The organism is Sphingobium scionense, from assembly GCF_014197035.1.
Lineage (GTDB): Bacteria > Pseudomonadota > Alphaproteobacteria > Sphingomonadales > Sphingomonadaceae > Sphingobium > Sphingobium scionense.
In genome coordinates this window covers 66187-88405 of the sequence record NZ_JACIEU010000006.1, presented here as the reverse complement: position 1 = coordinate 88405, position 22219 = coordinate 66187, and the positions used below count along the sequence as shown (strand labels likewise).

Sequence of the window (22219 nt, the reverse complement as noted above, 5' to 3'; positions counted from 1 at the left end):
GTCGGTGAAGACAATGAGATCCCAGCCTTCGCTGGGATGACGAATATTGGAATTGATCTGGAGTATTACGCATGAGCCGTGGTCCCTGGCATGTCGCCGTATTGATGGGCGGCTGGTCGGCGGAGCGGCCGGTGTCGCTGTCGAGCGGCGAGGGCGTGGCCAAGGCGCTGGAATCGCGCGGGCATCGGGTCACGCGGATCGACATGGATCGCAACGTCGCCGCGCGCCTGGCCGAAACCGGGGCGGACGTGGTGTTCAACGCGCTGCATGGCGTGCCGGGCGAGGATGGCACGGTGCAGGGCATGATGGACCTGATGGGCCTTACCTACACCCATAGCGGCCTTGCCACCTCGGTCATCGCGATCGACAAGCAACTGACCAAGCAGGCGCTGGTGCCGCACGGCATCCCCATGCCCGGCGGCCATATCGTGACGAGCGAGAGCCTGTACGCCGGCGATCCGCTGCCGCGCCCCTATGTTCTGAAGCCCGTCAATGAGGGCAGCTCGGTCGGTGTCGCGATCGTCACGGCCGAGGGCAATTATGGCAATCCCATTGCCCGTGACAGCGTCGGCCCCTGGCAGGAATTTCTCGAACTGCTGGCCGAACCCTATATTCGCGGGCGCGAGCTGACCACCGCCGTGCTGGGCGATGAGGCGCTGCTCGTCACCGAGTTGCGCCCCAAGAGCGGCTTCTATGATTTCGACGCCAAATATACCGACGGCATGACCGAACATGTCTGCCCGGCGGAGATACCGGACGAGATCACGCAGGCATGCAAGGCGATCGCGCTCGAGGCGCACCAGCTGCTTGGCTGCAAGGGCGCGTCGCGCTCCGACTTCCGCTGGGACGACAGCCAGGGCGTCGAGGGGCTTTACCTGCTGGAGGTCAATACCCAGCCGGGCATGACCCCCTTGAGCCTGGTGCCGGAGCAGGCGAAAAAGCTGGGCATCGACTATGCCGAGCTGGTCGAGCGGATCTGCGAGGAAGCGTTGACGAGGGGACCGAACATGGGGGCTGGCAATGGCTGAGGCACGGATCCGGCGCGGCGGCACGGCGCGGCTGAGCACGGCGCGGGGCAAGGTGCGCGCCAAGGCCGGATCGGGCCGTGGCCGCCAGCTCAAGCGCCAATCCTCCTTCGATCGGCTGCTCGAACTGCTGCCGATCAGCGAGGATACGCTCCAGAAGCTGGCGACCTGGGCCATTTTCGCGATCTTCGGTGGCATATTGATCGCCATCGCCATCTATGCCGGCCTGCCCGACATGGCGCGCCAGCAGGCGGCGAGCCTGGCCGCGCGCGCCGGTTTCGAGGTGGAGAAGGTCGAGGTGCGCGGCGTCGAGCGGATGGACGAGATGCCGGTCTATAATATCGCGCTCGGCCAGGTCGATCGCTCGATGCTCTCGCTCGACCTGCCTAAGGTCCGTCAGGAAATGCTGAAGCTTGGCTGGGTCAAGGATGCGCGCATTTCCCGCCGTCTGCCCGACACGCTGGTCGTCGATATCGTAGAGCGTGATCCGGTCGCGGTGTGGCAGCATGATGGACAATTGCATCTGATCGACGTGGCGGGCGTAGTGCTGCAATCGGTGTCGGCCGGCGCGATGCCGGACCTGCCGCTGGTGGTCGGCCCCAGCGCCAATCTCCAGACCGCCGGCCTCAACAAGCTGATGGAAAGCGCGCCGGCCTTGAAGCCGATGCTGGCTGGCGCGACCTGGGTCGGGAACCGTCGCTGGGATTTGCGCTTTCAGTCGGGGGAGACGCTGTCGCTGCCCGAGGGCGAACAGACATCGGCGGCAGCACTGGTGAATTTCGCGCGGATGGACGGCGTCAACCGGCTGCTCGGCCGGGGGATCGTCAAATTCGACATGCGCGATCCCGATCGTTTCGTGCTGCGTCTGCCGCAGGGCCAGACCAGCGAGAATCCGGGCAACAGGCCGGCAGCGGCGGATGCCAAGGCGGAAAAGACCGCAAGTGCGCCTGCCGCAGGCGAGGAAGGCTAAGTCATGGCACAGCCCAAGGTCGAAAAGCTCATCACCGCGATCGATATCGGATCGTGGAAGGTGTCCGCGCTGATTGCGGGGCGCACCGATACGGGTGAGCTGGCGATCCTGGGCACCGGTCAGCGCGAGAGCCGGGGCGTGCGCCGTGGCTTCATCGCCGACATGGAGCGCACCGAACTGGCCGTGCGCGAGACGGTGGAACAGGCCGAGCGTGTCGCCGGCACCAATATCGAGGATGTCTGGGTCAGCTTCTCGGGCGGCAGCCTGGTCAGCGACGTCGTCACGGTCGAGCGCGACATGGGCGGCTATCGCGTCGAGCAGTCGGACATCGATGATCTGCTGACCACCGGCCAGCAGGGGATCGACCCCGATGGCCGCATCATCCTGCACGCCCAGCCGACCTGCTTCACCATCAATGGCAAGGTGCCGGTGAAGAAGCCGCTGGGCATGCATGCCGATTTGCTGGGCGTCGATATCCATGTCGTGCTGGCCGATGGCGCGCCGCTCGCCAATCTCGACCTGTGCGTGCGTGGCGCTTACCTCAACGTCAATTCGATCGTCGCCTCGCCGATCGCGACGGGGCTTGCCTGCCTGTCGGAAGAGGAGCGCGACCTGGGCGTGGCGCTGGTCGAGATGGGGGCAGGGGTCACCAATGTCTCGCTCTATGCCGGCGGCATGCTGGTGGGGCTGCATTCGATCCCGATGGGCGCGTCCGACATTACCGACGATATCGCTTCGGCCTTCGGCATCCGCCGCAGCCAGGCGGAACGGATCAAATGCTTCTATGGTTCGGCGATGCAGAACCGCCGCGACTTCCGCGAGATGATCGAGATCGCGACGCCCCATGGCGATGTCGCCATTCCGGGGCAGAGCGCCGGACCCAATGCGGAAGGGGGCAAGATCACCCGCGCCGCTTTGGTCGGGGTCATCTGTGAACGGCTTAACCAGATCATGGCCGAGGTTAACGCGGTGCTGGCCGGCATGGGCTTCAACAGCACCGGGCGCCAGGTCGTGCTGACCGGCGGCGGGGCGGAGATGAAGGGTATTGCCGACTATGCCCAGGGCGCGCTGGGGCGTGCAGTGCGGGTCGGCCGTCCGCGCGGCTTGTCTGCCATGCCCGAAGCGCATAGTGGCCCGGCCTTCGCAACTTTGGCCGGCTTGGCGCTTTACGGCGCTTCGAACCCGGTTGATCTAAGGGCGATGGCGCCCGCACCGCAAACCGTGCATCGTCTGGGCGCCCCGCAATGGTGGCAGCGCATGATGCGGGCGATGCGGACCAATTACTGAGTGAATTTGTACGAGAACGAAAATAGCTGGTGAAATACTCTATTTTCTGGTGTTAACAATTGATGACGGTTGTCACTTCCTGACGAGGAAGCTGAGGGAGCAAAGTATATGAGCATCGAGATCAGCCCGCCGCATGTGGATGAATTGAAGCCACGCATTGCGGTGATAGGCGTTGGCGGTGCAGGCGGTAACGCCATTGCGAATATGATCGCGGCCAGTGTCGAGGGCGTCGACTTCATCGTCGCCAATACCGATGCGCAGGCGCTGAATGCCTCGCCGGCCGAACGGCGCATTCAGCTTGGCCCGCAGATCACCGAGGGTCTGGGTGCCGGTTCGCGCCCCGAAATCGGTCGCGCGGCGGCCGAGGAAACGATCATCACCGTCGAACAGGCGCTGGAAGGCGCCCATATGTGCTTCATCACCGCCGGCATGGGCGGCGGCACCGGCACCGGTGCGGCCCCGGTCATCGCCAAGGCTGCGCGTGAAAAGGGCATCCTGACCGTCGGCGTCGTGACCAAGCCCTTCACCTTTGAGGGCAATCGCCGCATGAAGTCGGCGGAAAGCGGCATCGACGAGCTGCAGAAGCATGTCGACACGCTGATCGTCATCCCGAACCAGAATCTGTTCCTGATCGCCAACCCGAACACGACCTTCAAGGAAGCGTTCCAGATGGCGGACGAGGTACTGCAGCAGGGTGTGCGCTCGATCACCGACCTGATGATCATGCCGGGCCTCATCAACCTCGACTTTGCCGACGTCCGTTCGGTGATGGGCGAAATGGGCAAGGCGATGATGGGCACCGGTGAAGCCGAAGGCGACGGCCGTGCGCTCCAGGCCGCGGAAAAGGCGATCGCCAACCCGCTGCTCGACGGCGTGTCGATGCGCGGCGCCAAGGGGGTGATCGTGTCGATCGTCGGTGGCGAGGACATGCGCCTGATGGAGGTCGACGAGGCCGCCAACCATATCCGCGAACTGGTCGATCCGGACGCGAACATCATCTGGGGTTCGGCGTTCAACGACCAGCTCAATGGCAAGATCCGGGTCTCCGTGGTCGCGACCGGCATCGACAATGATGTCGGCAGCCAGGCCGCGCCGCTGACCCAGCCGTTCAGCTTTGCCAGCCGTCCGGCGGTTTCCGTGCCGCAGTCGGCGCCGCGTGCCGCGCCGGTTGCTGCGCCGGCCCCGGTCGCCGTTGCACCGGTGGCGGAACCCGAGGCGCTGGAACTGGACGTGCCGGAAGTGCCGGCACCGGCACCGCTGGCACAGCCTGCCGCAGAAAAGCCGGCGGCTCCGCTTTCGCCGCCGGCCTTCGCGCCGAGCCGTCCGGCTGCTGTCTTCTCCGACGAAGATCCGTCGCAGGATGAACTGCTGCTGGGCGCGGAAGCCGCAGAACCGGCGGCACCGGATGCTGCGCCCAAGCCGGCCCAGGCGGCGCCGCGCGTTGCCTCCGGCGGCACGCTGTTCGAACGCATGGCGGGCCTCACTCGCGGCAGCGAAAAGGCACCGGGTGCCGATGATGGCGCGCAGGGTCTCGACATTCCGCGCTTCCTCAATCGCCAGAACAACCAGTAAGGCTTGCATGCGGGCGAATGCCCGCGCCGGCCTGCCAAAGGCGCGCCGTCGGTCGCTTCGGGCGACCCGGCGCGCTTTTTTGTGCAGGTCATTTCCCATTACTTCCGCGATCCGCTAGACCTTGATCGCTTCGGGCTGAATCAGCCCGAAGCGTGAATCAAGGTCTGAAATCATCGAGTAGAGCCTGATTCACGTTATCGGCTGAAGCGCGAAGCGCTTCCTCCTCAAACGATCAGGCTCTAAGGGGGCCATGTGACACGATCTCATCTATGGATTCTCGGCAGCCTGCTTCTTGCCACGGCTGCGCAGGCGCAAACCGACCAGGCCGATCTGGTCCGGCCCTCGGGCGCCGCGGACCTCAACAATAATTTGGCGAAGCTGGCCACCAATCCACGCGATTTCAACGCATTGGTGGGGGCAGGCGAAGCCGCGCTGGAGCTGGACGATGCCCGCGCGGCAGCGGGTTTCTTTGCCCGCGCCGACGCGATCCAGCCCAATAATGGACGCACCAAGGCGGGCCTGGGCCGGGTCATGCTGAAGATGCAGAACCCCGCCGAGGCGCTGCGCCTGTTCGACCAGGCGACCCGTGCTGGCTATCCCGAAGCGAGCATCCAGGGCGACCGTGGCCTTGCGCGCGACATGACCGGCGACCAGGCCGGGGCGCAGCGCGATTATCATGCCGCCCTGCAACGCACCCCGGACGATGCCGAACTGGTGCGCCGCTACGCCGCATCGCTCGGCATTTCGGGGCAGGTCGAGGCTGCAGACAAGGTGCTGCAGCCGCTGCTCTACAAGAGCGACCGGGCCGCCTGGCGCTATAATGCCTTCATCCTGGCGATGAACAACCGCCAGGCGGAGGCCAAGAAGGTGGTCGACCAGACCATGCCGGCCCAGCTGGCGAGCGCCATCAACCCCTATATGCAGAAAATGCCCTATCTGACGGCGGCGCAGAAGGCGGCTGCGGTCCATTTCGGCCATTTCCCGCAGGTGGTCGCGACCAGCATCACGCCGATCGTGCCGACGCCGCCGGCGCCGGGCGTCCAACTGGCGTCGCGCGATGCCGCGCCGGTGGCCGCCGCTTCGACCGCCCCGGTCCAGGGGGATCGCCGCACGACCCGCAACGGCAGTGGCCGGCAGCGCGGCACGTCGCTGGCGCGCGCGCCGCTCGGCACGCCCGCCGCCAGCCAGCCTTCTGCCAGCCAGCCCGCGCCGACCCAGAGCCGGACGCAGGTGGCTGCACAAGCCACGCAGCCCGCTGCCCCCACGCCGACGCCCGCGCCCGCAACCGTCCAGCCGCTGCCCGCCGACACGCGCGGACGCCAGCCGGTCGTCCAGCCGACGTCGAGCCAGAGCGCGCGTTCGGAGATAGTGCAGCCGGTGCCCGGTCAGGCGACGACCCAGACGCCAGCACCGACCTCGGCACCGACACCAGCGCCGTCTCCCGCCCCGGTCCGCAGCGCATCGGCCGATGTGCAGGGGCCGCCGGCGCCGGGCCTCGACGCGCTCGACGGCGGCGCACCGCGCTCGACCGCGCCAGCACTGACCACCAGCCAGCCGAGCACTGCCTCGCAGCTCAATTCGAGCGCCCTTGCTCAGGCGTCGGGCGTGACCCCGCCCGGGCCGCAGGGCACGCCGCCCGCGCCGACGCCATCGGCACCCGTCGCCACCGAATTCACGCCGCCGGCCGATAGCGCTGCGCCGCCGCCGAGCCCGGAGGCGACCCGGAGCCTCGCCGACATCATCCACGCCATCGACGTGCCCGACAGCGAGCGCCGCTCGGACGTGGTCGCGGTTGACCTGGCCGAGGTCGAAAAGCTGCAGGCCGCCCGCCGCGCGGCCGCGCGCCAGGCGGAGGCCGACAAGGCGAAGAAGGCAGCGGTCGCCAAGGCCAAGGCGGAAGCTGACGCGAAGGCGAAGAAGGAAGCCGAGGAAAAGAAGCGGCTGGCTGCTAATCCCGCGCGCAACTGGGTGCAGATCGGCACCGGGCAAAAGAGCGCGCTGGCCTTCACCATGAAGCGGCTGCGCGGCAAATATGAAGCGGTCGCACCGCAGGATGGATGGAGCGCGAGCTGGGGCCAGACTTCCCGCCTGCTGATCGGTCCCTTCGCCAGCTTCACCCGCGCCAGGGCAGTCGAGTCAGACCTAAAGAAGGCCGGCGCCGACGCCTTTGCCTGGCAGAGCGATGCGGGCGAAGTGGTCGAAAAGCTGGGAAGCAAATAAGGGGTTCGCATGACGATGCTCGCATCCTACGCCTCTCAGCCCGACCAGAGCCGGGGACGGCTCCATGCCGAGCCGGGCGGCGAGATGCGCGGCCCGCGCGACGTTTTCCAGCGCGACCGCGACCGCATCATCCATTCGATCTCGTTCCGCCGGCTGCGGCACAAGACGCAGGTCTTCGTGTCGCCCGACGGCGATCATTATCGCGTGCGCATGACCCACAGCCTGGAGGTGGCGCAGATCGGCCGCGCCATCGCCCGCACGCTCGCCCTCAACGAGGATCTGACCGAGGCCCTGTGCCTGGCCCATGATATCGGCCATCCGCCCTTCGGCCATGCCGGCGAGGATGCCCTGGAAGCGGCGCTGGAGGATCATGGCGGCTTCGATCATAATGCGCACACGCTGCGCACGCTGATGCTGCTGGATTCCCCCTATCCGCGCTTTCGTGGCCTCAATTTGAGCTGGGAAATGCTGGAGGGGCTGGCCAAGCATAATGGGCCGGTGACGAAGCCCGGCTGGGCGATGCGCGAGCTGGACGCGACGTTCCCGCTGGATCTCACTAGCCATGCCTCGCTGGAGGCGCAGCTGGCGGCGCTGTCCGACGACATCGCCTATGACAATCATGACATTGACGATGGCCTGCGCGCCGGGCTGTTGAGCCTGGAACAGCTTTTGACCGTGCCGCTGGTGCGCCATTGCTGGGATCGGGTGACGGCCCGCTATCCCGACGTGCCGCAGGACCGGCTGCTGCGCGAACTGGTGCGCGAACAGATTGGCGTGATGGCCAATGACCTGCTCACCACCACCTGCGCCAATATCGCGGCCGCCGGGGTGGAGACGGTCGCCGATGTCCGCGCGCTGGGCCGCACGCTGGTCGCCTTCTCGCCGGAACTGGCGGCGCAGGAGCGCGACTTGAAGCGCTTCATGTATGCGACCCTCTATCATCATCCCGACCAGCTCGCTGCGGCCGACCGGGCGCGGGTGATCGTGATGGACCTGTTTCGCGCTTATCTGGCCGACCCCGGCCTGATGCCGCCCGAATGGCGCGACGAGTGCGCGCTGGAGGAACCGACCCGCAGCCGCCACATCGCCGACTTCATCGCCGGCATGACCGACCGCTATGCCGAAAAACGCCACGCCGAAATTTGCGGGGCGCTGGTCTAGGCCGCAAGAATATAGGGTTATCCGGATGGGGGCGGGGGAGCCGCCTCAAGATGGGCGCTTGGAGCGAGGCGATCCGCTATCTTCTGCGATAGATCAGCATGAGATTATTGGCCGGCATGGCCACGCGGCGCGTGCGTTCAAGCCCGAACCCGGCTGCCTCTTGATCGACATCGGTGAGCTTCCGCAGGCCCCATTGCGGGTTGCGATCCTTCAGCGATCGGTCGAACGCCAGATTGGAGGGGGCGGTCGGCACATCATCCTCGACATAGGGGCCGTAGAGGATCAGCGGTGCGCCCGGCGCCAGCAATTGCGCGCCACTGGCCAGCAGCCCCAGCGTCGCGCCCCAGGGGCTGATATGCACCATGTTGATGCACAGGACCGCGTCGGCCGCATCGATCGGCCAGTCGGCACCAGCCGCGTCGAGCAGTAGCGGCGGGCGCAGATTGGGCAGATTGGCGTCTCCCCGCAGCGCCGCGATCGAGGCCAGCGCGGCGGAATCGGGATCGCTCGGCTGCCAATCGAGCGCGGGGAAAGTGACGGCGAAGTGGACTATATGTTCGCCGCTGCCGCTCGCCACTTCCAGCACCAGCCCGGCATCCGGCAGTTCATCCCGCAGGACAGCGGCAATCGCATCGCGGTTGCGCAGCGTCGCGGGGGCATGGCGGCGCGGATCGGGGCCGTTACCCTGCGGCGTCCAGAGTGCGGGGGCGTCCTGTGTCATGGACAAATCCTTGTCTGTGGCCGGCCGATACGCAAAGGGCGGTGGAGACCCTCCACCGCCCTTTGCTTCTGGCTTATTCGGTGGCGACCGCCAGGTCCGGTTCGGACCAGGTCAGCACCGGCTTGCGCGCGGCCAGCGTCTCGTCGAGGCGACGGCGCGGAGCGTGATAGGGCGCGCCCTTCAGCGCCTCGTCACCCGCCTTGGCTCGCTCCGCCAGGCTGCGCAGCGCCATGATGAACTGGTCGAGCGCGGCCTTGCTTTCGGTTTCGGTGGGTTCGACCAGCATCGCGCCATGGACGACCAGCGGGAAATACATGGTCATCGGGTGGAAGCCCTCGTCGATCAGGCCTTTGGCGATGTCGAGCGTGGTGAAGCCTTCGGCCAGGCCCTTGTCGCTGAACAGCGCCTCATGCATGCACGGGCCGGCACCGCCGAAGGGCGCATCCAGCACGTCATCCAGGCTGCGCAGGATGTAATTGGCGTTGAGCACCGCGTCGCTCGCGACCTGGCGCAGACCATCGGCGCCGTGGCTGAGGATATAGGTCAGCGCGCGGGTGAACATGCCCATCTGGCCATGGAAGGCGACCATGCGGCCAAAGGTCTGGGCGTGGTGATCCTCCGCCGTTTCCTCTTCCACCAGTACGAACTTGTCGTCCTGCTTTTCGACGAAAGGCAAAGGCGCGAAGGGCGTGAGCGCTTCCGACAGCACGACCGGACCCGAACCGGGACCACCGCCGCCATGGGGGGTGGAGAAGGTCTTGTGCAGGTTGATGTGCATGGCGTCGACGCCCAGATCGCCGGGGCGGACCCGGCCGACAATGGCGTTGAAGTTCGCGCCGTCGCAATAGACGAAGGCCCCGGCGGCATGGACCGCGTCGGAGATCGTCTTCATGTCGCGCTCGAACAGGCCGCAGGTGTTGGGGTTGGTGATCATCACCGCCGCAACGTCCGGGCCAAGGCGCGCCTTCAAGGCTTCCAGGTCGACGCGACCATCCGGGGTCGCCGGGATATCCTCGACCTTGTAGCCGCAGAAGGCGGCCGTCGCCGGGTTGGTGCCATGGGCGCTTTCGGGGACGAGGATGACGCTGCGCGCGTCGCCACGCGCTTCGAGCGCGGCGCGGATCGCCAGCAGGCCGCAGAGTTCGCCATGGGCGCCGGCCTTGGGCGACATGGCGACCGAGTGCATGCCGGTCAGCGTCACCAGCCACCGGGCAAGTTCATGGATGACGGCCAGCGCGCCCTGCACCGTCGACTGCGGCTGCAGCGGATGGATGTCGGCGAAACCGGGCATCCGCGCGACCTTTTCGTTGAGGCGGGGGTTGTGCTTCATGGTGCAGCTGCCGAGCGGGAAAAGGCCAAGGTCGATGGCGTAATTCTGACGCGACAGGCGGGTGTAATGGCGCACCGTTTCCTGCTCCGACAGGCCGGGCAGGCCGATGCTGTCGGTGCGGGCGAGCGAACCGAGGCGGCTGGTCACCTTGGGCGCGTCGGCGAAATCGACGCCCGTGGTGTCGGTCGAACCGATCTCGAAGATCAGCTTTTCCTCCAGCATCAGCGCGCGATTGCCGGTGGCGGTTTGCGGGGCCATATGCTCTTCCTCGACGGCCTGCGGGGTGGTCGGGCGACCTTCCTTCAACATGGTCATGCCAGTTCCTCCTCAAGCGCTGCGGCAAGGGTTTCGATATCCTCCGGCGTGACGGTTTCCGTCACGGCGACGACCAGGCCGTTGCCGATCTCCGGCGCGTCCGGGAACAGGCGGCCGAGCGAGACGCCCGCCAGCACGCCCTTGTCGGCGAGGTTGCGGACGACATCGCGCGCATCCTTGGTCAGGACCAGCGTGAATTCGTTGAAGAAGCCGTCGTTGAGCAGGGTCACGCCCGGCACCTTGGCGAGGCGATCGGCAGCCTGCACGGCGAGGCCGTGGTTCAGGGTCGCCAGCTCGCGCAGGCCCTTCTCGCCCAGCAGGGTCATGTGGATGCTGAAGGCCAGCGCGCACAGACCCGAGTTGGTGCAGATGTTCGACGTCGCCTTTTCGCGGCGGATATGCTGCTCGCGGGTGGAAAGCGTCAGCACGAAGCCGCGCTTGCCGGCCGCGTCGACCGTCTCGCCGCACAGGCGGCCCGGCATCTGGCGGACATATTTCTGCTTGCAGCCGAACAGGCCCAGATAGGGACCGCCAAACTGCAGGCCGACGCCGATCGACTGGCCTTCGCCCACGACGATGTCCGCGCCCATATGGCCGGGTGCCTTGATCGCGCCGAGAGCGACAGGTTCCGTCACCACGGCGACCAGCAGCGCGCCGACAGCATGGGCGGCGTCGGCCAGCGGGGTCAGGTCGGCGATGCGGCCGAGAATGTCGGGATATTGGACGACGACGCAGGACGTGTCCTTGTCGATCGATGCAATCAGCGCGTCGATATCGGTCGCGGCATCGAGGGTCGGCGCCTGATGCACCAGCGCGTCGCCGGTGAACTTCGCCATGGTGTTGGCGACCGAGACATAATGGGGGTGCAGGCCCGACGAGAGCAAAGCCTTGCCGCGCTTGGTGATGCGGCGGGCCATGCCGATCGCTTCCCAGCAGGCGGTCGAGCCGTCATACATGGAGGCGTTGGCGACATCGACGCCCAACAGGCGAGCCACCTGGGTCTGGAATTCGAACAGCACTTGCAGCGTGCCCTGCGCGATTTCCGGCTGATAGGGCGTGTAGGCGGTCAGGAACTCGCCGCGCTGGATCAGATGATCGACGCTGGCGGGGACATGATGCTTGTAGGCGCCGGCGCCCAGGAAGAAGGGCGCTTCCCCTGCCGACAGATTCTTGCGTGCGAGGGCGCCCATGTGGCGCTCGACCGCCAGTTCGCTGGCGTGATCGGGCAGGCCGGCGATGGTGCCGCTCAGGCGGGCTTCGACGGGCACGTCGATGAACAGGTCGTCGATCGTCTCGGCGCCGATGACCGACAGCATTTCCTGCCGGTCGGTGTCGGTAAGGGGTAGGTAGCGCATTTCGTTTTTCTCCTCCTCCCTATTAGGGAGGGTTGATCGGAGTCACGTGCCTCCGATCAAGGGGGGGGTCGCGAGCGGAGCGAGCGCTGCTCCGTGGCGATAGGGCGGACGCTCCCTGCGGTCGCGACCCACCCCTTCCCCCTCCCTTGAAAGGGAGGGGCTTATTTCTGTTGCTTAGAGGCTCGCCACGAACTTCTTGTAGGCGGCTTCGTTCATCAGGCCTTCCAGTTCGCTGGCGTCGGCGATGCGCAGCTTGAAGAACCAGCCATCTTCCTCGGCATCGCTGTTGACGAGAGCGGGCTCGTCTTCCAGCGCGCCATTGGCTTCGACGACTTCGCCCGAGATCGGGGCATAGACGTCGGACGCGGCCTTGACCGATTCCACGACGGCGGCGTCGTCGCCCTTTTCGAAGGTCGTGCCTTCGGCGGGCAGTTCGACGAACACGATGTCGCCCAGCTGTTCCTGCGCATAGTCGGTGATGCCGACGGTGGCGATGTCGCCTGCAACGTCGATCCATTCATGTTCGTCGGTGAAATAGCGGCTCATGCTTGCTCTCCTCGAAAAGCGGTAATTCAGGCCTTGCGGCGATAACGATGCGGAACGAACGGCATCGGCGCAACCGCCGCTGCAATCCGCTTGCCGCGCACCTCGATCTCCAGCGCGGTGTCCAGCGCGGAATAAGGCAGGCTGACCCAGCCCATGGCGATCGGCGCGCCCACGCTCGGCGCGAAGCCGCCCGAGGTGACTTCACCCACCAGCACGTCGCCGGCATAGATTTGCGCGCCTTCGCGGGCCGGCAGGCGGCCTTCGATCTTCAGGCCAACGCGCTTGGAACCGGGGCCATCGGCCAGTTCCTTCTGCACGCGGGCATGGCCGATGAAGCCGCCTTCCTCGCGGCGGCGCTTCTGGATAGCAAAGCCCAGATCGGCGCCAATCGTGCTGACGGCGGGCGACAGGTCATGACCATAGAGCGGCAGGCCGGCTTCCAGACGCAGCGAGTCACGCGCGCCAAGGCCGATCGGCTTGACCTGCGGCAATTCGCACAGCGCATCGGCCAGCAGCGCGACGGAATCGCCTGGCACGCTGATCTCGAAGCCATCCTCGCCGGTATAGCCCGAACGGCTGATCCACAGCGGAACGCCGCGCCAGGTGAAGGGACCGGACTGCATGAAGATAAGGTCGGCGGTTTCGGGGATGAGCGCGGCCATTGCCTCGCCCGCTTCCGGCCCTTGCAGCGCCAGCAGCGCCTGATCGGCCATATGGTTCATGGTGACGTCGTCGGGCAGATGCTCGATCATCCAGCCGATATCGTCATATTTCGTCGCGCCATTGACGACCATGTAGATCGCCGCGCCCTCGAACGCGCCCCCCTCTTCTCCAGGAACACCCGGACGCGAGACCATCAGGTCGTCAAGGATGCCGCCTTCCTGGTCCAGCAGCATCGAATAGCGCTGGCGGAAGGGCTTCAGCCCCTTGATGTCGCTGGGCAGCAGGGTTTCGAGCGCGGCATCGACGCTGGCGCCGCCGGTCTCGTCGGAAAAAGTGAGCTGGCCCATATGGCTGACGTCGAACAGGCCGGCATGTTCGCGGGTCCAGCTATGTTCGGCCATGATGCCTTCATACTGGATCGGCATGTGATAGCCGGCGAAGCCGACCATGCGCGCGCCCTTGGCACGATGCCAGGCGTCCAGCGGCAGGGCTTCGAGGGGCAGTTCCGCTTCGAGGGCGGCGACGTCGTCAATGGCGGTCATGGCAAGACCTTTCCGTAGGAGGGATGCGGCGACAGGCCAGCGCAGCCGACGAATCGGCGCTTCCGGCATGCCACCCCCTCTGTCACGGAACCTGAGAGCTTTGACCAGCGGCTTGGGGCCGGCTGGCTTACCCCTTCGGTGGGACGGCACGGGGCCATCCGCTTTCCAGAGTATCTACGCGCGATGCGGTCCTTTGGCCTGAGAGATTCCGGGGCGGTTGCTCCTTCGGCGACGGGCTCGAGCCTGAAAGGCGCCCATGCTCTCCCGCATCGTGCCCGCTGCCGAATCCTCGGCACCGGAGACGCCCCACGCATTTGCCCAAAGCGCGGGCGGCGTCAATCAGGCAAATGTCGCAGGGACGCAGGTTATAGCCGGATCAGCCTTCCTCGCGCGCCAGCCGCTGCGCCATCGCCAACGCCGCCGCCCGGCATTGCGCCAGTGCGGCATCGGCCGCTTCGTCCGAAAGGGTCAGTTCGGCAAAGCCAACCTCTCCCTCGAACAGTTCCAGGAAGCGGGTGACGCCGGCATAGTTGGAGTCCGCCACGGCGCGCTGAATGAGGTCGATCCGATCCGCCCAGGGCCGCGCGCCCTGTGCCCGCAGCAGGCGGGAAAGATCGTCAAGCTGGGCGGCAAAGGCCGCGATCTGGGGATGCAATGTCATGGGGAGAGGAATAAGACCGTCACGACGCCCGGACCAGCCAGCGGAATGCCAACGCTGCGTTTCCGTTGGGTGGACAGAGAAATATCCGATTCCTGAACCATCTCTCATCGGACATGTGCGGGAGCAGGATTTAAAGTGGGGTCAGATTGGCCCCTGTGTGGAGGCAGAAAATCGCCTTCAAGCGATGCGCAAGATGCTTCCACCGAGTGGGATCAGGCTTTAAAGCGCATGGCGATGACCAACAGCCTGATCTCGCTCGTCACTGCCGAACTGTCCGCGCCGGCCGATCCGCGCGCGGCCGCGATGGCGGGGGCGCTGGCGGCAAAATATCCCGGTGCGGCGCGGGCGGTGCTCTTCTACGGCTCCTGCCTGCGCGAGGCCAATCTCGACGGGCTGATGCTCGATTTCTACCTGATCGTCTCCGATTATGAGGCGGCCTATGGCAAGGGCTGGCTGGCGCGCGCAAACCGGGCGATCCCGCCCAATGTGTTTCCGTTCGAACATGGCGGCCTGATCGCCAAATATGCGGTGCTGTCGGAAGCGGACTTTGCCCGGTTGAACAGCGTGAAGGCCGACAATGTCTCGGTCTGGGCACGTTTTGCCCAGCCTTCGCGGCTGCTCTGGGCGGCGGATGATCTGGCGCGGCAACGAACGCTGGCGGCGGTGGCGCAGGCCGCGCCGACTTTGCTGTCGCTCGCCCGGCCGATGGCGCAAGGGCAGGGGGATGATCCGATCGTCCTGTGGAAGACCGGCTTCACCCTGACCTACAATGCCGAGTTGCGGGCGGAGAAGACGGGACGTTCGCTCTCGATCGTCGATGCCGATCCCGACCGCTATCGTCGCTTCGGCGCGGCCGCGCTGGCGCAAGGACTGTCGCCATCGCCGGGGAATGCCGCGAAGCTCTGGCGCGGGTTGCAGCGGCGGGGCAAATATCTGTCGGTGGTGCGCCTCGCCAAGGCGAGCTTCACCTATGCCGGCGGGATCGATTATCTGGCGTGGAAGATCAACCGGCATGCCGGGACGAGGATCGCGATCAAGCCCTGGCAGCGGCGCTGGCCGCTGCTGGGCGCGGTCACTCTGCTGCCGCGGCTGTTCCTGGGTGGTTCGATCCGTTAAGGGCATTGGACAGGGCCAGACCCAGCGCTGCCAGCGTATAGGGCTTGCGCAGCACCTCATGCCCCCTGAAATCATCGCTGTCGGTCGCGTCGCCGGTGAAGCCGGTGACGAACAGCACCGGTAGGTGGCGCATATGGGCGGGCAGGGTGCGGATCATTTCCGGCCCGGTCATGTCGGGCATCAGCACGTCGCTCATGATCAGGCCGATATCGGCATTGTTGCTGAGCAGCTTGGCCGCCTTGCTGGGGTGGTCGCAGGCGATCGGCAAATGGCCCAGTTCGGCCAGCGCCGCCATGGTCTGGTTCAGCACGCGCGGGTCGTCTTCCACCACCAGGATGCGGGTCGGCGGATGGAGGGTATCGAACTGCTCGATCGAGGGCGCCTGTGCGGCGGCCTCCTGCTCGGTCAGGATGCGGCGCGGCAGATAGATATGGACGCTGGTGCCGGTGCCCAGTTCGGACTCGATGCGGATCTCGCCCTGGCTCTGGCGCACGAAGCCGAAAATCTGGCTGAGGCCAAGGCCGGTGCCCTTGCCCACCGGCTTGGTGGTGAAGAAGGGTTCGAATACGCGCGCCGCCACCTCGGGCGTCATGCCGCAGCCATTGTCGGCGACGGTGACGGTGACATAGTCGCCGGCCGGGCATTCACCGATCTCGTTCGCGACCAGCCGCGCCTGGCCGGTCGAGATGGTGAGCGTGCCACGCCCCTCCATCGCGTCGCGGGCATTGACGCACAGGTTCAGAAGGGCGTTTTCCATCTGATGCTGGTCGACGAAAATGCGCCAGCCGCTGGCCCGATGGGCGAAGCTGACGATGATCTGGTCGCCGATGGTGCGATCGACCAGGTCGGCCATGCCGCGCAGCAGACCGTCAGGATCGACCGCATTGGGCAGCAGCGGTTCGGAGCGGGCGAAGGCGAGCAGGCGGCGGGTCAGCGCCGCGGCGCGATTGGCGCCCTCCATCGCATTGTCGAGATGATGGCCGGCCTCGGCGGGCTTGAGCCGCATCTTGCGCTTGGCCAGTTCCAGGCCGCCGACCACGACCGCCAGCATATTGTTGAAATCATGCGCGATGCCGCCGGTCAATTGCCCGACCGCGTCCATCTTCTGCATCTGGCGCAGATTATCCTCGGCGGCGGCCCGCTCCGCGGATTCGCGCTTCAGCTGTTCATAGGCGTCGGACAATTCGCCGGTACGGGCGGCAACGGCCTCTTCCAGCCGGTCTGCGCGTTCGGCCTCGATATCGGCCATGCGACGGGCATTGCGCCGTTCGGTATAGGCCGCATTGACCAGCCACAGCGCGAAGAGGATGCAGACCAGCAGGGCGAGACCCACTATGCGCGACGTCTTGCCGACAAATTCGGTGCGGTCGCCCGCCAGGCTGACGGCCAGGCTGCGTTCGCGCAGGCGCGCATTTTCGGCCTGGATCACCAGGTCGATCAGCGCGGTCAGCCGCTTGATATCCTGCGATTGACCGGCCTGATGGAATTGCGCCAGCGCGCCCATCTTCTGGTCATAGGTGGTGCGCAGGCCGATCTCGCTCAATGTCTTGCCGCGCTGGCTGAAGGCGACCTGGAGCGCACGGACATTGCCGCGCTGCCAGTCCGATTTGCGGGTGGCATAGGTCAGCGACTTGAGCTGGCTGGCGGCGGTGCGCCACTGGTCCTGGAACAGCCGTCCGGTGTCGGGATCAAGGCTGATGACATAACGGGCCAGCGTCACTTCGGCGCGGGTAGTCTTTGCCTCGAACGCGCGGGCGAGCGCCATGATCTCCCAGCTGCGCTGCTGTTCCGCCAGCGCGCGCTGGTGATCGCGCGAGGCGCTGCTGGCGCTGTAGAGCAGGGCGCCGAGCGATCCGATCAGCAATATGCCGAGGACCAGGGGCATGTAACGCCGTGCCACGGCACGCCAGCCCCTGTCCTGTTCGTCGATCACGTCGCGTTCCGCCATATACCGTTACACTAACCGAACTATGTTAACCGCGCGAATATGCAGGTTAGATGGTTCCGCTGCTGTAGCAGATTCTGTCGCAGGAAATACCCGGTCGATCGTCGGAGTGTCGAAAAGCGCGATCAGTTGATCGCGCCGGTGGCCTTGCCGGCGGTCTCGAACATGGCGATGATCTGCTCGACCTGCTCGTCGCTATGCTCGGCGCAGAGCGAGCAGCGCAGCAGGAAGGTGCCGGCCGGGGTCGCCGGCGGGCGCGCCATGTTGACGTAGAGGCCCAGCTCCAGCAGCGTCTGCCACATCGCCACCGCCTGCATCTGGTCGGTCAGGATGACGGCGATGATCGCGGACTGCGGTGTAGCGCTGCCCAGCTTGAAGCCGAGGTCGGTGAGGCCCTTGTGCAGGCGCTGGCTGTTCTTCCACAGATGCGCGCGCTTCTCACCGGCGTGCATCAGCTTGCGGATGCTGGTCGCGGCGGTGGCGACGACGCTGGGCGGCAGCGACGCGGTGAAGACGTAGGGGCGGCAGACGAGGCGGAGGATCTCGAACTTGGGATGGTTCGAGACGCAGAAGCCGCCGACCGTGCCGACCGACTTGGAGAAGGTGCCGACGACGAAGTCGATCTCGCCCTCGACGCCCTGTTCCTCGTATGCGCCACGGCCGTTGGGGCCGAAAAAGCCCATGCCATGGGCTTCGTCGCACAGGATCATGCAATTGGAATGCTTGCGGATGGCGGCGACCATCTCGGGCAGCGGCGCGACGTCGCCCAGCATCGAATAGACGCCTTCCAGCACGACCAGCTTCAGCGCGTCGGCGGGCAGGCGGCCCAAGCGCTTGTCCAGATCCTCGACGCTGTTGTGGCGGAAGCGGACGATCTCCGCATTGCCCATGGCGCAGCCGTCATAGATGGACGCATGGCTGTCTGCGTCCAGCACGACATAGTCGCCCTTGCCCGCCAGGGTGGAGATGATGCCCAGATTCGCCTGATAACCGGTCGAAAAGACCATGGCGCCCGACGTGCCGTAAAACTCCTTGAGCGCGTCCTCGACTTCCTTGTGGCCCTGATAGGTGCCATTGAGGACGCGGCTGCCGGTCGTGCCCGCGCCGAATTCGTCCAGCGCCCTCTTGCCGGCTTCGACCACATCGGGGTCGAAGGTCATGCCCATATAATTATAGGTGCCGAGCAGAATGGTTTCCCTGCCCTTGATGATCGCGCGCGTGGGCGAGAGCACCTGATCCATGACGATCGCATAAGGATCGCGCACGCCCGTCGCCAGCAGCGCCTCGCGCTCGTTGATCAGCGGATCGAACTTGGAGAAGAGATCGCGGGTTTCGGTAGCGATGGCGGCGTCGGTCATAATATCCAAAGTCCCTTAACCGTTCGAGCTGAGCGAAGTCGAAGCTCTCTGCCGAGCGGAGCCGAGGTTTCCTGCTTCGCCTTCGCTCAGCAACGCCCTTCGACTTCGCTCAGGGCGAACGGCAAAAATCTAAATCAGGCGGCCTTGAGCTTGGCGACCGCGTCGACCAGTTGGCCCACGGTCTCGATCTCGGCCTGCATGTTCATGGTGATGATGATGTCGAACTCGTCCTCGATGGCGGCGACGAAATCCATCACGGTCAGGCTGTCCCATTCCAGGTCGCCGGCAAAGGTGGTGGCTTCGGACAGTGCGACGCCCTTCTTGTTGAAGGGGGCGATCTGCGCTGCGACGCTGTCGAAAATCTCGCTGCGATCGGTCATTATCTCGTCAATCTTTCCATGAAAGCACGGCTTTTGCCGCCTTGGCTTGCTCTTTGGCAAGCGAATAAGGCGTCAATCGGGCAGCATCTGGGGCAAAATGCCTTGTTCGCGGCGCGCCGTGTCGCGCTGCGGCCTGCTATTCCAGCCCCAAAGGGGCGGGAGGATCAGCGGAAATTGTCGGCGTAGGCCTGAATTTTCAGCGTCTTGGGCGGGGTCGCGATGACGGTGTAGGCGATCTTCTCGCGCTCGGCATAGGCGACGGCGGCGTTCTGCGAGGAGAAGCTGAGCTTGAGCTGCTGCTTGGTGTCGCCCGAGCCGGCCCAGCCGGTCAGCGGATCGGCCTTCTTCGCTTCGGCGGGCGCATATTCCAGCACCCACTTGTGAGTCAGCGCCTTGCCGGACTGGAGGGCGTTCTTCTGGATCTGGTAAATGCGCGCGGTCATCGCGATGGAACTCCGTAAAATCGTCATTGTGCGTTGCACCAGCGGTCGCCGTGAAGTCAAGAGTTCCGGCGCGCGTCCGCATTTTTGGTGCGCAATGTGGCATTGGCGCTCGCCGGATCGTCGGGCCAGGGGTGGCGGGGATAGCGGCCGCGCATTTCCTTGGCCACGTCGCGCCAGTTGCCCGCCCAGAAGCCGGGCAGGTCGCGCGTCGTCTGGATCGGCCGGCCGGCGGGCGAGGTGAGAGAGAGGACCAGCGGGATGCGCTGGTTGCCGACGGTCGGATGCTGCGACAGGCCGAACAGCGCCTGGACCCGTAACTCCACGCGCGGGCCACCCTCGGCGGCATAGTCGATCGCATGGGTGGAGCCGGCGGGCGAACGGAAATCAGGCGGGGCGAGCCGGTCGAGCTGCTGCTTGCCGTCCCAGCCGATCAGCGTTTCGAGCACGCCCGACAGTAGCGAGCGGTCGATGTCGGACAGGCGGCGCCTGCCCGTCAGCAGCGGCGGCAGCCAATCGTCCAGCGTGTCGATCAGGGCGGCGTCGGACAGAGCGTCGATCCCGGCAAAGCCCGCCCGCGTCCGCAGCGATTGTGCCGCCTCCGACCAGGGGAGGAGGGCAAGGCCACACTGCCGCACACCGTCGATCAGCGCGGCGACCACCGCATCGGGATCGGGCCGGTCATCGGAGCCGGACGATAGGCGTACTGCGCCCAGCCGGCGCTCGCGCAGCGCCTCGATCCCGCCATTGGCGGGGCGGAATTTCACCGTGCGATGCTCGGCAATGCGCTCGCTGAACAAAGCGATCACCTCCGCCTCGCCGATCGGCGCGGCCGACAGGATGCGCGCGCCCGCGGCGCTGCCCTGCACCTCGCCCACCGCCAGCCATGCTTCGCTGGCCAGCGGCGAGAGCGGATCGAGCCGGAAGCCGCGCCCGCCCACGCTGGCCCAGTCGGCGCCGTCGGCCGAGCGGCGCTTGGCGACGCGATCGGGAAAGGCAAGGGCAAGGCAGAGGCCGACATCGTGGTCAAAACCTCCCCTCCCTTCCAGGGAGGGGGCGGGGGTGGGTGGCGAGCGAAGCGAGCCTCCTTCGGAGGCACCCACCCCAACCCTCGAAGGGAGTCCCGTGCCTCCCTTTGACTTGGAAGGGAGGGGCTTGATAAGTGCTACCCAGCGCTTCGCCAATCCCCGCCCGGCCTCGGCCCGCTTGCCGCCCTCGCGCCGCCAGCGCTGGAGCCGCAGGGTGAGGTCGGTGTCCTGCCCGCCCAGGCCGCGTTCGCCGAGCAGGACTGCGATCTCGGCGGCGGTCCGGGCGAGGCCACGCTCCTCCGCGCGCACCAGCATATGGGCGATGCGCGGCGCCAGCGGCAGGGTAGCGAGCGCCTTGCCATGGGGGGTGATGCGGCCGTCGACGTCGAGTGCCTCCAAGGCGGTCAGTCGCTTGCGCGCCTCGGCCACTGCGGCGGCGGGCGGCGCGTCGAGCCAGCGCAGGCTGGCCGGGTCGCCGACGCCCCAGAGAGCGCAATCGAGCAGCAGGCTGGAAAGGTCGCTTTCCAACATTTCGGGCGGGTCGAAGGGCGGCATGCCCGCCGTCGCCGCCGCTTCCCACAGGCGATAGGCGACGCCGGGCCGCTGGCGCGCGGCGCGGCCGGCGCGCTGGGTGGCCGACGCCTGGCTGGCGCGCTCGGTGACGAGGCGGGTGACGCCGGCGGCGCGGTCATAGCGCGGGCGACGGGCAAGGCCGGAGTCGACGACGATGCGCACGCCGTCGATGGTCAGGCTGGTCTCGGCGATCGAGGTGGCGAGGATCACCTTGCGCCGCCCCTCGCGCGCGGGGCGGATGGCGGCACGCTGGGCCGCCGGATCGAGCGAGCCGTGCAACATGTGGACCTCGAACGCGCCACCCTCGATCCGCTCGGCGGTGCGCTCGATTTCCCGGACGCCGGGCAGGAAGGCGAGCAGGTCGCCCTCCGCTTCCTCGTCCAGCGCGCGGCGGATGGCGGCGGCCATCTCATCCTCGATCCGCTTTTCGGCATGGCGGCCGATATTGCGCAGGTCCAGCGGCTGAATCTTGCCCTCGCTCTCGATCACCGGTGCGCCATCGAGCAGGGTGGAGAAGCGCGCGCCGTCCAGCGTCGCCGACATCGGCAGGATGCGCAGGTCCGGGCGCAGTGCCGCCTGCGCGTCGAGCGCGAGCGCCAGGCCGAAATCGCTATCCAGACTGCGCTCATGCACTTCGTCGAACAGCACGGCGGACACGCCGGCCAGTTCGGGGTCATCCTGGATACGGCGGACGAAGATGCCTTCGGTCAGCACCAGCAGCCGCGTCTTCGCGCTGACCTTGCTGTCCATGCGGGTCGCATAGCCGACCGTGCCGCCCGGCTGCTCGCCCAGCATCTCGGCAATGCGCTCGGCCGCGGCCCGCGCGGCGAGGCGGCGGGGAGAGAGCAGCAGCACCTGGCCGTCGCACCAGGGCTGGTCGAGCAGCGCAGGCGCGACCGCCGTCGTCTTGCCTGCACCCGGCGGCGCCACCAGCACCGCATTGCTGCCCGCGCGCAGGGCGGCGAGCAGGTCGGGCAAGACGGCATGGATCGGCAGGGCGGGGGTGGTCAT

The 22219-nt window shown here is 66.5% G+C and carries 19 protein-coding genes and 1 riboswitch; of the genes, 8 read left to right on the top strand and 11 right to left on the bottom strand.

Annotated elements, in window-relative coordinates:
• The first annotated feature begins 71 nt into the window (after positions 1-71).
• The 7 genes from GGQ90_RS08330 to GGQ90_RS08305 all read left to right on the top strand — a co-directional run bounded on the left by GGQ90_RS08330 (position 72) and on the right by GGQ90_RS08305 (position 8235).
• Positions 72-1028: a D-alanine--D-alanine ligase gene (locus GGQ90_RS08330; RefSeq protein ID WP_188081706.1), complete on the top strand. Its 957-nt coding sequence runs from the start codon at positions 72-74 to the stop codon at positions 1026-1028.
• Positions 1021-1995: a cell division protein FtsQ/DivIB gene (locus GGQ90_RS08325; RefSeq protein WP_188081705.1), complete on the top strand. Its 975-nt coding sequence runs from the start codon at positions 1021-1023 to the stop codon at positions 1993-1995. The genes GGQ90_RS08330 and GGQ90_RS08325 overlap by 8 nt, the downstream gene beginning before the upstream one ends.
• A 3-nt stretch (positions 1996-1998) precedes the next feature.
• Entirely contained in the window at positions 1999-3282 is a 1284-nt protein-coding gene (ftsA, locus tag GGQ90_RS08320) for a cell division protein FtsA (RefSeq protein WP_188081704.1), read from the top strand.
• A gap of 108 nt (positions 3283-3390) precedes the next feature.
• Positions 3391-4854: a cell division protein FtsZ gene (gene ftsZ / locus GGQ90_RS08315; protein ID WP_188081703.1), complete on the top strand. Its 1464-nt coding sequence runs from the start codon at positions 3391-3393 to the stop codon at positions 4852-4854.
• 3 nt (positions 4855-4857) lie between these two features.
• Positions 4858-5010, top strand: a complete 153-nt coding sequence (locus GGQ90_RS28975; protein WP_223178158.1) for a hypothetical protein — start codon at positions 4858-4860, stop codon at positions 5008-5010.
• A 96-nt stretch (positions 5011-5106) separates the two neighbouring features.
• On the top strand, positions 5107-7074 hold the full coding sequence (locus GGQ90_RS08310) for a tetratricopeptide repeat protein (protein ID WP_188081702.1): 1968 nt from the start codon (positions 5107-5109) through the stop codon (positions 7072-7074).
• 9 nt (positions 7075-7083) lie between these two features.
• The gene (locus GGQ90_RS08305; protein ID WP_188081701.1) at positions 7084-8235 is read left to right on the top strand and encodes a deoxyguanosinetriphosphate triphosphohydrolase; all 1152 of its coding nucleotides are present in this window, start codon (positions 7084-7086) and stop codon (positions 8233-8235) included.
• Between the two features lie 76 nt (positions 8236-8311).
• Here the strand turns inward: GGQ90_RS08305 and GGQ90_RS08300 are convergent, their stop codons facing one another.
• The 6 genes from GGQ90_RS08300 to GGQ90_RS08275 form a co-directional block, all read right to left on the bottom strand.
• Positions 8312-8956, bottom strand: coding sequence for a DUF938 domain-containing protein (locus GGQ90_RS08300; RefSeq protein ID WP_188081700.1), 645 nt, complete (start codon positions 8954-8956; stop codon positions 8312-8314).
• Positions 8957-9029: 73 nt separating this feature from the next.
• Positions 9030-10601, bottom strand: coding sequence for an aminomethyl-transferring glycine dehydrogenase subunit GcvPB (gene gcvPB / locus GGQ90_RS08295; RefSeq protein ID WP_188081699.1), 1572 nt, complete (start codon positions 10599-10601; stop codon positions 9030-9032).
• Positions 10598-11956: an aminomethyl-transferring glycine dehydrogenase subunit GcvPA gene (gcvPA, locus tag GGQ90_RS08290; RefSeq protein ID WP_188081698.1), complete on the bottom strand. Its 1359-nt coding sequence runs from the start codon at positions 11954-11956 to the stop codon at positions 10598-10600. The genes gcvPB and gcvPA overlap by 4 nt, the downstream gene beginning before the upstream one ends.
• A 174-nt stretch (positions 11957-12130) precedes the next feature.
• Complete coding sequence (gene gcvH / locus GGQ90_RS08285; protein WP_004207946.1) at positions 12131-12502, bottom strand: glycine cleavage system protein GcvH; 372 nt, start codon at positions 12500-12502, stop codon at positions 12131-12133.
• 26 nt (positions 12503-12528) lie between these two features.
• Positions 12529-13707 carry a glycine cleavage system aminomethyltransferase GcvT gene (gene gcvT / locus GGQ90_RS08280; RefSeq protein ID WP_188081697.1) on the bottom strand — a complete coding sequence of 393 codons (1179 nt, stop codon included), beginning with the start codon at positions 13705-13707 and terminating at the stop codon, positions 12529-12531.
• A 176-nt stretch (positions 13708-13883) separates the two neighbouring features.
• A riboswitch (glycine riboswitch) is annotated at positions 13884-13984 on the bottom strand.
• A gap of 99 nt (positions 13985-14083) precedes the next feature.
• The gene (locus tag GGQ90_RS08275; protein WP_188081696.1) at positions 14084-14368 is read right to left on the bottom strand and encodes a hypothetical protein; all 285 of its coding nucleotides are present in this window, start codon (positions 14366-14368) and stop codon (positions 14084-14086) included.
• A 234-nt stretch (positions 14369-14602) separates the two neighbouring features.
• On the opposite strand from GGQ90_RS08275, the gene GGQ90_RS08270 reads away from it, so the two are divergent.
• Positions 14603-15484, top strand: coding sequence for a hypothetical protein (locus GGQ90_RS08270; protein WP_188081894.1), 882 nt, complete (start codon positions 14603-14605; stop codon positions 15482-15484).
• Here the strand turns inward: GGQ90_RS08270 and GGQ90_RS08265 are convergent.
• The 5 genes from GGQ90_RS08265 to hrpB form a co-directional block, all read right to left on the bottom strand.
• The gene (locus GGQ90_RS08265; RefSeq protein ID WP_188081695.1) at positions 15441-17432 is read right to left on the bottom strand and encodes an ATP-binding protein; all 1992 of its coding nucleotides are present in this window, start codon (positions 17430-17432) and stop codon (positions 15441-15443) included. The two genes, GGQ90_RS08270 and GGQ90_RS08265, sit on opposite strands and share 44 nt — an antisense overlap.
• Before the next feature lie 122 nt (positions 17433-17554).
• Entirely contained in the window at positions 17555-18787 is a 1233-nt protein-coding gene (spt, locus tag GGQ90_RS08260; protein ID WP_188081694.1) for a serine palmitoyltransferase, read from the bottom strand.
• A gap of 134 nt (positions 18788-18921) precedes the next feature.
• Positions 18922-19167: an acyl carrier protein gene (locus tag GGQ90_RS08255; protein ID WP_188081693.1), complete on the bottom strand. Its 246-nt coding sequence runs from the start codon at positions 19165-19167 to the stop codon at positions 18922-18924.
• A 164-nt stretch (positions 19168-19331) separates the two neighbouring features.
• Complete coding sequence (locus GGQ90_RS08250; RefSeq protein ID WP_188081692.1) at positions 19332-19610, bottom strand: ETC complex I subunit; 279 nt, start codon at positions 19608-19610, stop codon at positions 19332-19334.
• A gap of 56 nt (positions 19611-19666) precedes the next feature.
• A complete protein-coding gene (gene hrpB / locus GGQ90_RS08245; protein WP_188081691.1) occupies positions 19667-22219 on the bottom strand; it encodes an ATP-dependent helicase HrpB in 2553 nt (850 codons plus the stop codon).